This window comes from Paenibacillus sp. BR2-3 (assembly GCF_046529485.1).
In the GTDB taxonomy this organism is placed as follows: domain Bacteria; phylum Bacillota; class Bacilli; order Paenibacillales; family Paenibacillaceae; genus Paenibacillus_AQ.
Genome location: NZ_CP126311.1, coordinates 1,953,388 through 1,966,034 on the forward strand (window position 1 = coordinate 1,953,388; position 12,647 = coordinate 1,966,034).

13 protein-coding genes are annotated in these 12,647 nt (G+C 49.1%); 12 read left to right on the forward strand and 1 reads right to left on the reverse strand.

The genetic code is table 11. The features are described from left to right. Positions 1–25: 25 nt before the first annotated feature. The 9 genes from PaeBR_RS09180 to PaeBR_RS09220 all read left to right on the forward strand — a co-directional run bounded on the left by PaeBR_RS09180 (position 26) and on the right by PaeBR_RS09220 (position 8,716). Entirely contained in the window at positions 26–370 is a 345-nt protein-coding gene (locus PaeBR_RS09180) for a YlmC/YmxH family sporulation protein (protein ID WP_410514527.1), read from the forward strand. Between the two features lie 120 nt (positions 371–490). After that, positions 491–1,342, forward strand: coding sequence for a peptidoglycan editing factor PgeF (gene pgeF / locus PaeBR_RS09185; RefSeq protein ID WP_410514528.1), 852 nt, complete (start codon positions 491–493; stop codon positions 1,340–1,342). A gap of 9 nt (positions 1,343–1,351) precedes the next feature. After that, a complete protein-coding gene (locus PaeBR_RS09190) occupies positions 1,352–2,044 on the forward strand; it encodes a YggS family pyridoxal phosphate-dependent enzyme (RefSeq protein ID WP_410515125.1) in 693 nt (230 codons plus the stop codon). Continuing rightward, a complete protein-coding gene (locus PaeBR_RS09195) occupies positions 2,044–2,493 on the forward strand; it encodes a cell division protein SepF (RefSeq protein WP_410514529.1) in 450 nt (149 codons plus the stop codon). The genes PaeBR_RS09190 and PaeBR_RS09195 overlap by 1 nt, the downstream gene beginning before the upstream one ends. Positions 2,494–2,500: 7 nt before the next feature. After that, positions 2,501–2,770, forward strand: coding sequence for a YggT family protein (locus tag PaeBR_RS09200; protein ID WP_410514530.1), 270 nt, complete (start codon positions 2,501–2,503; stop codon positions 2,768–2,770). Between the two features lie 4 nt (positions 2,771–2,774). Beyond that, complete coding sequence (locus PaeBR_RS09205; RefSeq protein ID WP_410514531.1) at positions 2,775–3,557, forward strand: RNA-binding protein; 783 nt, start codon at positions 2,775–2,777, stop codon at positions 3,555–3,557. Between the two features lie 109 nt (positions 3,558–3,666). Further along, positions 3,667–4,152: a DivIVA domain-containing protein gene (locus tag PaeBR_RS09210; RefSeq protein WP_410514532.1), complete on the forward strand. Its 486-nt coding sequence runs from the start codon at positions 3,667–3,669 to the stop codon at positions 4,150–4,152. Between the two features lie 821 nt (positions 4,153–4,973). Further along, on the forward strand, positions 4,974–8,066 hold the full coding sequence (ileS, locus tag PaeBR_RS09215) for an isoleucine--tRNA ligase (protein ID WP_410515126.1): 3,093 nt from the start codon (positions 4,974–4,976) through the stop codon (positions 8,064–8,066). Between the two features lie 347 nt (positions 8,067–8,413). Next, positions 8,414–8,716 carry a DUF5665 domain-containing protein gene (locus PaeBR_RS09220; protein WP_410515127.1) on the forward strand — a complete coding sequence of 101 codons (303 nt, stop codon included), beginning with the start codon at positions 8,414–8,416 and terminating at the stop codon, positions 8,714–8,716. A gap of 22 nt (positions 8,717–8,738) precedes the next feature. Here PaeBR_RS09220 and PaeBR_RS09225 read toward each other — a convergent pair whose 3' ends face one another. Then, positions 8,739–9,470 carry a TraR/DksA C4-type zinc finger protein gene (locus tag PaeBR_RS09225; protein ID WP_410514533.1) on the reverse strand — a complete coding sequence of 244 codons (732 nt, stop codon included), beginning with the start codon at positions 9,468–9,470 and terminating at the stop codon, positions 8,739–8,741. Between the two features lie 246 nt (positions 9,471–9,716). Between PaeBR_RS09225 and lspA the strand changes: the two genes are divergently transcribed. From lspA to PaeBR_RS09240, 3 genes are all read left to right on the forward strand, one after another. After that, positions 9,717–10,223, forward strand: a complete 507-nt coding sequence (lspA, locus tag PaeBR_RS09230) for a signal peptidase II (protein WP_410515128.1) — start codon at positions 9,717–9,719, stop codon at positions 10,221–10,223. Then, positions 10,216–11,187, forward strand: a complete 972-nt coding sequence (locus tag PaeBR_RS09235) for an RluA family pseudouridine synthase (protein WP_410514534.1) — start codon at positions 10,216–10,218, stop codon at positions 11,185–11,187. Before lspA ends, PaeBR_RS09235 begins: the two co-directional genes overlap by 8 nt. A 122-nt stretch (positions 11,188–11,309) precedes the next feature. Further along, positions 11,310–12,563 (forward strand): LL-diaminopimelate aminotransferase, encoded by a 1,254-nt coding sequence (locus PaeBR_RS09240; protein WP_410514535.1) that lies wholly within the window; start codon positions 11,310–11,312, stop codon positions 12,561–12,563. Positions 12,564–12,647 lie beyond the last annotated feature (84 nt).

The window sequence follows — 12,647 nt, forward strand, 5'->3', positions numbered from 1 at the left end:
CGTCTGATGGTACGGAGGTGGCGCAATGAATCAGGAGTCTTTAGCGGCAGGTAAAAAAATGAAAATATCAGATTTTCAGACCAAGGATGTCATCAACATTGTAGACGGTAAACGATTGGGGCAGATCAGTGATCTGGAGCTGGATTTGAGAAAAGGTGTAATCGACGCTATTGTAGTGCCCGGTTATACCCGTTTTATGGGATTGTTCGGCGGGGGCTCTGATCTAATCATTCCGTGGCGGAATATCGTCAAAATCGGCTCGGATGTAGTGCTTGTAAAAATGGAAGAGTTGCGGACACCCTTTCAGGAGGAGCAGCGGGAGACGGTTTATCTGGAGCGGGGGGATCGCAGCGAACGGCGCACATATTAGCCGGTGCGTCTTTTTTTACATATATAATTTAAAATTACTTGGCTCTACCGGCAGGCGTCTTGCCTCATGGGGTGTTTAGACAGGGTTGTTCTTGTGGTACACTGGAGCGGAGGTGAGAATATGGAGCCGTTTGTGCTTAAGGGTGAAACACCGCCGCTGTTCCGTCTGGAGCCGTGGAATGTGAATCATACAGGGATTACCGCTGGTTTTACAAGCAGACAGGGAGGCGCCGGCAAGGCGCCCTATGAAAGTCTTAACTGTGCTTTTCACGTGGGTGACAATCCCAAGGACGTGATAAGCAATCGGAGAATTCTTGCCCGGAAACTTGGCTTTCAGCTTGAAGACTGGACATGCGGGGAACAGACTCATGGGGTGAATATAGCCGTAGTGGATTACAAGGACCGCGGCCTTGGAAGCGAGGACAGAACCTCCGCCTTTGCGGAAACCGATGGATTGATTACCAATGTTCCGGGTGTGCTGCTGACTTCCTTTTATGCGGATTGTGTTCCGTTATATTTCTATGACCCGGTGCGGTCAGCAGTGGGTCTGGCGCATGCCGGCTGGAAAGGGACTGTAGCTGAGATTGCTGCCGCTATGGTAATCAAAATGAGTGATGAGTACGGAAGCCGTCCGCATGATATTCTTGCGGCCATAGGTCCTTCTATCGGTGAGTGTTGTTATGAGGTGAATGACCATGTGATGAATCAGGTTCATCCACTGGAGGAGCACTTTGTTACAGAAACGGGTTTATCCCAGAGCTTGTATCGAAAGTCAGAAGCAAATGGCGACAAAAGCATGCTTAACTTGAAAGAATTGAATCGACGCATTATGATAAAAGCAGGAATATTGCCGACTCATATCGAATGTACAACTTGGTGTACAAGCTGTAATCCGGATTTATTTTTTTCCTACCGCAAGGAAAACGGTGTTACGGGGAGAATGACGAGCTGGATCGGAATAAAGGAGAGTTGAAAGTTGGCCTTGACACTGCAGGAGAGAATAGCCGAAGTAAGTGATCGCATACAGCGTGCCTGTGCGGCAAGCGGCCGGGATCCAGGGGATGTCCATGTGATTGCTGTGACCAAATATGTTACATTGGATAAGGTAGCCTCAGTACTGTCTGCCCCTATGGAGCATATCGGTGAAAGTCGCTGGCAGGATGCCGAAAGTAAATGGATTGCTCTCGGGGATAAAGGGACATGGCATTTCATCGGGCATTTGCAGACCAATAAGGTAAAGGACGTTATCGGCAAATTCCAATATATTCACTCTTTGGACCGGCTGTCTCTGGCACAGGAACTGCAAAGGAAGGCCAAGACGGCAGGGATTGACGTCAAGGTGTTCCTACAGGTAAACATTTCAGGTGAAGAGAGCAAATATGGCCTTGCACCAGAGGAAGTACCGGATTTTTTACGGAGTATCGCAAGTCTGGACCGTGTAAAAGTTATAGGACTTATGACGATGGCTCCGTTTGAAGAAGATCCGGAGCATACTCGTCCTGTATTTCGAGGTTTACGTGAGTTACGCGATCAATTGAATCATCAAGCACTTACACCTGAGCCGATCCGTGAACTGTCGATGGGAATGTCGAATGATTTTGATGTGGCTGTTGAAGAAGGGTCCACCTGGGTTCGCCTGGGCACGGTATTAGTAGGCCATGAGGAGGGATCGTGATGGGTGTGATGAACCGGTTTATGAATTTTTTGGGCTTGCAGGAGGAAGAGGAAGTTGTAGAGCGGGAGCAAATCTCTTCGCGCGATGAGGAAGATTATGAACCTGTACCTGTAGAGACCCGCAAAAACCAACGGGGAGGTAATGTCGTCAGTATTCATTCGCAAAAAAATGTGAAGGTTGTACTGTATGAGCCCCGTTCGTATGATGAAGCCCAGGAAATTGCGGATCATCTTCGTTCACACCGGACAGTAGTAATCAATCTGCAGCGTGTCCGCAATGATCAGGCGATGCGGATTATTGATTTTATTAGCGGGACTGTATATGCCCTTGGCGGAGGAATCTCCAAAATTGGGGGCAATATATTTATGTGCACACCGGATACGGTTGAAATTCAGGGTTCCATTACGGAAATCCTGGGTGATGAGCAAGATTATAACAGAATGAGGTGAACGGGTTTTGACCCAAATTTATTCGATTATTGATATACTGTTCAACATTTATTTCTACATGATTATTTTCTATGTGCTGATGTCCTGGCTGCCTAATGTTCGCGATAACTTTATCGGAGAGCTCCTTAGCAAGCTGGTAGAACCCTATCTCACACCGTTTCGGAGAATGATTCCGCCACTTTTCGGGACGCTTGATATTTCTCCGTTTATCGCCTTGATCGTGCTGGAATTTGCCGCAGGCGGGTTAAAATCAGTACTCAGATATTTTATAGGCTGATCTCATGAAGAATGAAATTTATGGTCATTTTCACCCCGATGAACGCCAATTTGTTGACAGGGCCTGGGAATGGGTTAACCATGCAGGAGAGTATCATGAGGTCAAGCTTACCGATTTTCTTGATCCTCGCCAGGGTTATATTTTGCATAGCCTTGTTAACCGTCATCCTGATGTTATTCTGAGAATGGAAGGCGGGCATGAAGGGGCGGAACGGCGGCGGGCATTGATCGCTCCGGATTATCGTGATCTGGATCATGAGGACATGGAGATGAAGGTGCTTGCCATCACTCCTGCTGAACAGAAGTTTCAAGCTTTGGAGCATAGCGATTATATGGGCTCTATTCTGGGTCTTGGTATCAAAAGAAGTAAAATCGGTGATATCCGCGTGCTTGAGAACGGCTGTCATGCCGTAGTAACATCGGATATCGCCGATTATTTGGCTATACACTTGAATGGAGTACACCGGGTTTCGGTAAGCACGGAGATTTTACCGCTGTCCGCGCTGCGGGGTACGGAAACCAAACTGGAGATTATGGAGCTTTCCGTAGCCTCTCTCCGCCTGGACGGGATTGCCTCGGATGTATGCCGCCTGAGCCGGAGCAAAATGCTTGTTCCGATCAAGGGGGGCCGGGTCAGGGTGAACTGGAAGGTGGAGGAAGACCCCTCCTTCGGACTTAAGGAAGGCGATATAGTATCTGTACAGGGCTTCGGGCGATTCAAGGTTACGGAGATCGGCGGCTTGACCCAAAAAGGCCGTTACCATGTTCAGGTTGGTAAATTTGTATAGATACTTTGCAGGAATCTGAAGTTAATTGTCGAAATTCATTAACTTTGGGAATCATATAGTCTTTTCTGTTGGGGCGATAGAGGGTTGAAATTTCTAGGAGGTGCACAGCATGCCATTAACACCGCTCGATATACATAACAAGGAATTCGCCCGGCGGTTCCGAGGTTATGATGAAGATGAGGTCAACGAATTTTTGGACCAGGTTATCAAGGATTACGAGATTGTTATTCGTGAGAACAAGGAGCTGCATAACCAGCTTTTGTCCATTCAGGAACGCTTGGATCATTTTGTTAATATTGAAGAAACACTTTCAAAGACCATCATCGTTGCCCAGGAAGCGGCGGATGAAGTGAAGAGCAACGCGAAGAAGGAATCGCAGCTTATTATCAAGGAATCGGAGAAAAATGCTGACCGGATCGTAAACGAAGCACTTTCCAAATCACGTAGAGTTGCTATAGAGACTGAAGAATTGCGCAAGCAGGCCTCCATTTACCGTACCCGCTTCCGGACGCTTCTTGAAGCGCAGCTGGAGCTGCTCTCCCAGGATGATTGGGACGCTCTGGAGAGTCGTGAGGTCCGCGAAGGCGTAATCTAGCTCTCATCAACAACGCATAAGAGTATTCGATGAATGTAATTTTAATTGATGTTCTGCAAGGGGGGCCCAAAAGCTATGGTTGGCTGTTGAGGCTCCCTTTTTCTGTGGTGCAAGATTAAAGGGAGTTGGTGTGGACGCTCCTTGGGAACTTCCCTGTTTGCATTCAACCCTGGATGTTGACATTTGAGGCTAAAGAGGCTATAACTAGAACATATCTTTACCATGTTCATATGTATTCGATGAAGGGACCAGTACGACAGGTTGCGTTCTCCAGAGAGTCGGCGATTGCTGAGAGCCGATGTTCAGACCCTGAAGGAAGATCTTCCCCTAGAAGCCAAGCTGAAGCGTTAATCGTGCGTAAGCTGAGCCGTCTGCCGGACGTTACACCGGACCCGTGCCAATCTTTACGCACGGGACTGAGATCGTGCTGTTTGACGTTCCAATTATGGAAGTCATCATGCACTGAATTAGGGTGGTATCGCGAGCATTGTCTCGCCCCTTGGGGGGTGAGACAATGCTCTTTTTTCTGCTCTTGCTCTTGCAGTTCATCCCGAGCCGCGATCCCGAAGGGCAGCCCTAGCGAGGGTATAAAGGGCCGGCAAGTGAGCCGCCGGCCATCCCGTCGCAGTATAGGCCCCGAAGGCGTCCCCGTTAGGGGAGCCTGAGAGGGGCCGCTCACCGCGCCGAACAATCACTCCCTTCCACCACACCCCCTCTTTCCGCCGAGCTTGCGGGTGTCCAGAGGGCAGCAGCCCTTGGGGTCCCCCTTGGCTAAGGGGGATTTAGGGGGATCGAAAATTTTGAAAAGGAATGATGACCACATGCAAAAAGTAGACATCAAAGAAAAAGCGCGGGCAAGAGACGTCCGTATTTTGAAGAAGTGGAGCGATGAAAATACGTTCCGCAAATCCATGGAAAACCGCGAGGGACGCCCAAACTATGTGTTCTATGAAGGACCTCCGACTGCGAATGGAGCGCCGCATATCGGCCACGTGCTGGGACGGGTAATCAAGGATTTCATCGGACGCTACCAGACGATGAAAGGCTACCGCGTAGTGCGCAAAGCCGGCTGGGATACACACGGTCTCCCTGTCGAGCTGGGTGTTGAGAAGCAGCTTGGCATCTCCGGAAAGCAGGAGATCGAAGCTTACGGCGTTGAAAAATTTATTACGAAATGCAAGGCCAGCGTATTTGGTTATGAGAAGCAATGGCGCGAGTTCACGGAAGCCATCGGTTACTGGACCGATCTGGATAATCCTTACATCACGCTGAATAATACCTATATCGAGAGCGTATGGAACATACTGGCTACAGTGCATGAGAAAGGGCTGCTGTACCGCGGTCATCGCGTAAGTCCTTATTGCCCGAGCTGCCAGACTACCCTGAGCTCGCATGAAGTGGCGCAGGGCTACAAGACGGTTAAAGACCTCAGTGCAACGGCAAAGTTCAAGCTTGATGACAGCGGAGACTTTGTTCTGGCCTGGACGACAACCCCTTGGACGCTCCCGGCGCATATGGCTTTGGCGATGAACCCGGATATGGATTATGTGCGGGTGCAGCAGGAAGACGGCGTGTATATCCTGGCCAAGAATTTGGTGGAAGAGGTTGTGAAAGGCGAGCATACAATCCTTTCCACCCATAAAGGCTCTGAATTTATCGGAAAAACCTATGCCCCTCCTTTCGGTTATATCCAGGCTGAGAAAAGCAATATCATCGTGGGGGCTTCCTTCGTTACGGATGCCAGCGGTACAGGTATCGTGCACATGGCTCCGGCTCATGGCGAGGATGACTATAAATCCTGCCGTGAGAACGGCATCAGCTTCGTTAACGTGGTGGATACATCGGGTAAATATACGGATGTCGTGACTGATTTTGCAGGGCGTTTTGTGAAGGATTGCGATCTGGACATCGTCAAGACGCTTTCGGAAAAAGGATTGCTGTACAGTAAAGAGAAATACGAGCATAGCTACCCATTCTGCTGGCGCTGCGATACACCGCTTCTGTACTATGCAACAGACAGCTGGTTCATCAACACAACGGCGATCAAAGATCAGCTTATCGCTAATAACAACAGTGTCAATTGGTACCCGGGTCACGTGCGCGAAGGACGTTTCGGAAAGTTCCTGGATGAACTGGTAGACTGGAATATCAGCCGGAACCGCTACTGGGGAACACCGCTGAATGTATGGGTATGCCAGGATACAGGCAAGGAGTTTGCTCCGCACAGTATTGCGGAGCTGAGAGAAATGGCTACCACTGACGTTCCTGAAGATATTGAGCTTCACAAGCCGTATGTAGATAACATCCAGCTGCGCAGTCCTTTTAGTGAGGGCGGCGTGATGGTGCGTACATCGGAGGTTATCGACGTTTGGTTCGACAGCGGTTCGATGCCCTTTGCGCAAAGCCACTATCCGTTTGAAAACGCAGATAAGCTGGAGGAGCAGTATCCGGCGGATATGATCTGTGAAGGCATTGACCAGACCCGCGGCTGGTTCTACAGCTTGCTTGCCGTATCCACTTTGTTCAAGGGCGTAGCTCCTTACAAAGCGGTAATTGCGACCGGACACATTCTGGATGAGAACGGGCAAAAAATGTCCAAATCCAAGGGCAATGTTATTGACCCGTGGGAAATCATGAATGAATACGGCACGGACGCGTTCCGTTGGGCAATTTTGTCGGACAGCGCTCCATGGAATAATAAACGCTTCTCACGCAGCCTGGTGGGTGAGACGAAATCCAAGGTTGTAGATACCCTGGTGAACACTCATGCCTTCCTCACGTTGTATGCGGGCATCGACGGCTATGACCCGGCTGAGCATCCTTTTAAGGTTTCGGATCATAAGCTGGACCGCTGGATTCTATCCCGTCTGAACAGCTTGATTCTCTTTGTGGAAAAAGGGCTGGCAGTCAATGATTTTGTCAACTCGTCCAAAGCGATTGAGAACTTTGTGGATGAACTGAGCAACTGGTATATCCGCCGTTCGCGTGACCGCTTCTGGGGAAGCGGACTGGGTGAGGATAAGCTGGACGCTTACCGCACATTGACCCGCGTATTGCTGACGACGGCTGCATTAATGGCACCTTTCACTCCGATGCTTTCCGAGGATATTTTCACGAACCTGGGCGGCGGAGAAAGCGTGCATTTAGCGGATTATCCGGTGGCGGACGAAAGTCTGATCGACAAGGAACTGGAGCAGGACATGGAGAGTGCGAGAGCAATTGTTGAATTGGCGCGCAATGTCCGTAACGAAACGGGGATCAAGACACGCCAACCGTTATCCGAGCTTATCGTTTCCATGGACCGCAGCTTCGATGCTACAGGCTACGCCGATATTGTAAAGGATGAGATCAACATCAAGAAGCTCGTTCTGGAGACCAGTGACAGCGGATTTGTTGATTTCACCCTGAAGCTGAACCTGAAGGTAGCCGGCAAAAAATATGGCAAAAACGTTGGATTCCTTCAAGGCTTCCTGAAAGGCCTGGACAGCGAAGCTACCCGTAAGGTGGTACAGGATGGCACACTTGCTGTTGTCTCTCCTGAAGGTGAAGAGCTGCAAATTACGTCCGAGGAGCTGCTGGTAGAGAAGCAGGCCAAGCCGGGATTCGCGTCAGCCTCCGGCTACGGAATTACGGTAGCGCTGAACACCGAAATTACGCCTGCTCTTGAACAAGAGGGCTGGGTACGTGAAATCGTCCGGGCTGTTCAGGATTACCGCAAGCGTCTGGATCTGCCGATTGAGAAGCGGATTGCCTTGACACTGAATGTGGATGAGGAGCTGAAGGCTGCAGTTATCGCTTTTGAAGACGTGCTGCGTGATAATGTGCTTGTTACAACCGTTGATTTTGGCGGAGAGTATTCCTTTGAAACTGTAGATGCCGGCGGCAAATCGATTGGCATCCATATCAATGCTTAATCTGCATTACTTGTCTGGAAACAGCATATACTAGCGGCACAAGTGTAAACAGAAGCTTTCTGTTTATGCGGGAAATATAGCCTCTTTATATTTCGGCGCAAAATAACGAGCTCCGTGCTTCAGGAGAGATGGTAATCTCCTAGGCCGGGCTCGTTTAGTTTGTGGCGGCTGAAGAGGCGGGGAAGGGGCCGTATGCCGTGGAAGACCAGAAAGAAGATAGCAGAAGCTCAGGCCGTACAGGAAGAATTTCCGTCAAAACATCCGGAGAATCCGGCAGTCCGGAAAATAAAGTTCAGGTGAACAAAACTACTGAAAAAAGGGTATCCGGCAATCCCGAACCGGAAAACATAACGGCCGAGGAGAAATTAAATACGGTGTACCGTCTGACAACCGGGCTGGCGCAGCAGATGGAGAAGTCCCGCATCGCCCAATATACGGAGCTGCTTCATTCTCCATGGCGTCTGATATGGCTGAATGTATTGTCGGGAACGGCCCGTGGTTTGGGTATCGCGCTTGGCTTCACCTTTTTTGCGGCAACCATTATATATGTGCTTCAGGTCTTAGGGGCGCTCAATCTGCCGATTATCGGGGATTATATTGCGGATATCGTGAGAATTGTACAGCACCAGCTTGAACTTAAAACCTTTTAAAGGGAAGAAGGAGCAGCATAGGCTACTCCTGTTCTTCTTTTTCATTAGGACCCAGTAAAAAACTGCCTTCGCCGCTGTCCAAATAATGCTTATAGCTGTTTCCCTGGATTATGGTTACATTGTTCCCTGTAATATCAGTGGCGACAAAGTTCTCCCATGGCTCAACCCAGCCGTCAGGCTCACCTGCTTCAATTTCCATTTCATTATAAGAATCCACATTGTTTCCCTCGGCCATGGCAGGAGAGTCCGAATTACCCCAGCTTTCGACAATTTGCCAGGCGTCTTCACCGTCAAAACCATTTTGGTCCTCCCGTTCGTCAAGACTGGTGCGGCCAAATGGAGGCGACAGTACTTCCTCTTCCACGGGCCGCGTATGCGGCTGCTCTTGCCGGGGATTGAACTCCTTGGAGTAGCGTGTAGAGGGAACTGCAACCAGTCGTTCATAAGGAATTGGTTGACCGCTGGCTGCACATATTCCATAGGTGCCCTCATCCATGGAGGCCAGAGCCGCTTTTATATTGACTAACTCATGCTCGTCCCGCTCCAACAGTGAAATATCCATGGAACGATGATATAGGTCTGTTGCGGCGTCCCCGGGATGGTTGTCGATTTCAGTAAGCTCGCCCGATGAATAACGCATGGAGTTATCAAGGTCATAATGATCGTTTTCCTGAATTCTGTTTTCAATCTCTTTCTGCTGCTTCTCCAGGCTCGCCCGCAGCTCTGAGAGCTGCTCTGGTGTAAGATGGTTCATAAAGGGACAGGCTCCTCTCTGTATGTTATATAAGAGTGATAAATGTAAGGGTTGTGTTCCGACAATGTTCCTAGATAGGTTGACCTGGCAGAGGGGATTTTAGCGCTGGAAAATAGTATCGGATTTACCCTTTGATGGAGTGACCTGCAATAGACGGGTTCTTGAGGGCTGTGCTACAATATACGAGTCTTTATACAGTATTTGACCGCAAAAAGCGGGAAAAATAAGAACGGAGTGACAACATCTGTGGTGTACTATCTGATTGCTCTTATCGTATTTTTGGTTGATCAGGGAACGAAGTATTTAATTGCTACCCGCCTGGAGCTTCAGCAACAAATTCCGGTCATCGGCAACTTCTTTTTAATTACCTCACACCGTAATCGCGGCGCGGCTTTTGGGATTCTGGAAGGCAAACAGTGGTTTTTCTTCATCGTTACGGTTGTAGTGGTTATTGGTATCGTCTGGTACTTGAATAAGGCAAAAGCAACGCGGAAATTGCTGCCTACGGCGCTTGGATTGGTGCTCGGCGGTGCGCTGGGCAACTTTCTGGACCGGATGCTGGCGGGTGAGGTTGTAGATTTCCTGCAATTTAATTTCGGAAGCTATACCTTCCCGATTTTTAATGTGGCTGACTCCTGCATTGTTATAGGTGTGGCCCTCATTATTCTGGATTCCCTGCGTGATTTAAAGGGCGGCGGTGAAGAGGTTCTCGAGGTCAAGGAAATAGAGGAAGTAAAGGAAGGGAATGAATAAATTGAACAAAGACGTCAATCAGCCCGAGGCAGCTGGCTACGAAGAAGAGAAGGACGTCACGGAGTGGACCGTTACCGGAGAGAATGCGCGCGAGCGGATCGATAAATATATTACTGAAGCATGGGAAGAGAATATTTCCCGTTCCCAGGTACAGCTATGGATCAGTGGTGGACATGTTACAGTCAATGGGGAGCAAGTGAAGGCCAATTATAAGCTGTTCGAAGGTGATATTGTTACAGTCACCGTTCCGGAGACGGAAGTTACAGATTTGGTGGCAGAGAATATTCCGCTCGAAATTGTATATGAAGACAGCGATGTTATCGTTGTGAATAAAAAGCGCGGTATGGTCGTTCATCCGGCGGTAGGCCATCCTTCTGGCACGCTTGTCAATGCATTGATGTATCATTGCAAGGATCTGTCAGGCATTAACGGAGAGATCCGTCCGGGAATTGTTCACAGGATTGATAAGGATACCTCCGGGCTTATAATGGCTGCCAAAAATGACGCAAGCCACGCATCCCTGGCCGCCCAGCTTAAGGAGCACAGTGTGACACGCCGCTACATTGCAATAGTCCAAGGCAATTTGTCCCATGACAAGGGTACGGTGGATGCTCCTATCGGAAGAGATCCGCAGGACCGCAAGCTTTATGTGGTTACTCAGAAGAACAGCAAGAAATCCGTGACCCATTTTACAGTGCTGGAACGCTTTGGGGACTGTACTCTGGTCGAGCTGCAATTGGAGACGGGCCGCACCCATCAAATCCGTGTACATATGAAGTTTATCGGGCACCCGCTTGTGGGAGATCCTATCTATGGACGCAGCAAGGGAACAACCATGGAGGGCCAGGCGCTGCATGCAGCCGTGCTTGGATTTGTTCATCCTTCTTCGGGTGAATATCTGGAATTTAGTGCGCCGATACCGGCCGATATGGAAGATGTACTGTTTACCCTGCGCAGCAGATAAGTACAAATGAAGTGATAATTAATCCATGGTTTTGAAGGCAGCTTTACGTCATATTTAACCATAGCAGAGTATAGGTGGAACTTATACTTTCTATAATAAATCCGGGAGATGAGACGAAAATTATGAGTATTGAACAATATCAAGATACGTTTATTCAGACCCATTTTGCGGACCGCATCGGTGGCGCGAACTATGGCAAAGATACAGCAATCTACAAATTTGAGAAAATCAAACGTGCCAAAGCATCCGCGAAAAAAGATTTTCCGGATATCGAACTGATCGACCTCGGAGTAGGCGAGCCTGATGAGATGGCGGACGAGGGAATCGTAGCCAAGCTTGCCGAAGAAGCGGCTAAGGAAGAGAACCGCGGATATGCGGATAACGGAATTGCCGAATTCAAGACAGCCGCTGCTGAATATCTGAGAGAAGTATTCCGTGTGGAAGGCATCGACCCTGAAACTGAGGTTGTGCATTCCATCGGCTCGAAGCCGGCTCTGGCGATGCTGCCATCCTGCTTCATTAATCCGGGCGACATTACGATCATGACTGTTCCGGGTTACCCGGTGCTGGGCACGCACACCAAATATTTGGGTGGACAAGTGTTTACGGTGGAACTGAAGAAGGAGAATAACTTCCTTCCTGACCTGAATTCCATTCCGGAAGACGTTGCCCGTAAGGCAAAGCTTATTTATTTGAACTATCCGAACAATCCTACGGGCGCAAGCGCGACTCCTGAATTTTTTGCCGAAGTAGTAGCTTGGGCCAAAAAATATGATGTGGTCGTAATCCATGATGCTCCGTATGCAGCTCTGACATATGACGGTTTGAAGCCGCTCAGTTTCTTGTCTGTTCCAGGCGCGAAGGATGTCGGTGTAGAGCTTCACTCCCTCTCCAAATCCTATAATATGACTGGCTGGAGAATCGGCTTTGTAGCCGGAAATCCGCTGGTTGTTAAAGCGTTCAGCGATGTTAAGGATAACAATGATTCCGGCCAGTTTATCGCGATCCAGAAAGCCGCTGCTTATGGCCTTGCTCATCCGGAGATTACGGAAGCCATTGCAGCCAAGTATTCCCGCCGCCACAACATGCTGGTGGATGCCTTGAACAGTCTTGGCTTTAAGGCCGAGAAACCGAAAGGCTCTTTCTTCTTGTATGTAGAAGCGCCAAAAGGAATCAAGGGCGGACGCCGTTTCGAATCCGGCGAAGACTTCTCGCAATTCCTTATTCGCGAGAAATTAATCTCCAGTGTGCCTTGGGATGATGCCGGCTCTTTCGTTCGTTTCTCCGTTACCTTTATCGCCAAGGGTGAAGAGGAAGAGAAACGCGTAATTTCGGAAATCCAAAGACGTCTTAGTGATGTTGAATTTGAATTTTAATCTTAATGAACAAAAGGGGGTGTCCCAAAAGCCATACAAATGGCTGTTGGGATACCCCCTCTCTTTTGAGTAAGACTTAAGTAG

What these genes read in the sequence shown, in the direction of transcription:
- PaeBR_RS09235 (WP_410514534.1), top strand. Translation starts at nt 10,216, where the DNA reads ATGAATAAATTGAACAAAGACGTCAATCAGCCCGAGGCAGCTGGCTAC.
- ileS (WP_410515126.1), top strand. Translation starts at nt 4,974, where the DNA reads ATGCAAAAAGTAGACATCAAAGAAAAAGCGCGGGCAAGAGACGTCCGT.
- PaeBR_RS09210 (WP_410514532.1), top strand. Translation starts at nt 3,667, where the DNA reads ATGCCATTAACACCGCTCGATATACATAACAAGGAATTCGCCCGGCGG.
- PaeBR_RS09205 (WP_410514531.1), top strand. Translation starts at nt 2,775, where the DNA reads ATGAAGAATGAAATTTATGGTCATTTTCACCCCGATGAACGCCAATTT.
- PaeBR_RS09225 (WP_410514533.1), bottom strand. Translation starts at nt 9,470, where the DNA reads ATGAACCATCTTACACCAGAGCAGCTCTCAGAGCTGCGGGCGAGCCTG.
- PaeBR_RS09240 (WP_410514535.1), top strand. Translation starts at nt 11,310, where the DNA reads ATGAGTATTGAACAATATCAAGATACGTTTATTCAGACCCATTTTGCG.
- PaeBR_RS09195 (WP_410514529.1), top strand. Translation starts at nt 2,044, where the DNA reads ATGGGTGTGATGAACCGGTTTATGAATTTTTTGGGCTTGCAGGAGGAA.
- PaeBR_RS09180 (WP_410514527.1), top strand. Translation starts at nt 26, where the DNA reads ATGAATCAGGAGTCTTTAGCGGCAGGTAAAAAAATGAAAATATCAGAT.
- pgeF (WP_410514528.1), top strand. Translation starts at nt 491, where the DNA reads ATGGAGCCGTTTGTGCTTAAGGGTGAAACACCGCCGCTGTTCCGTCTG.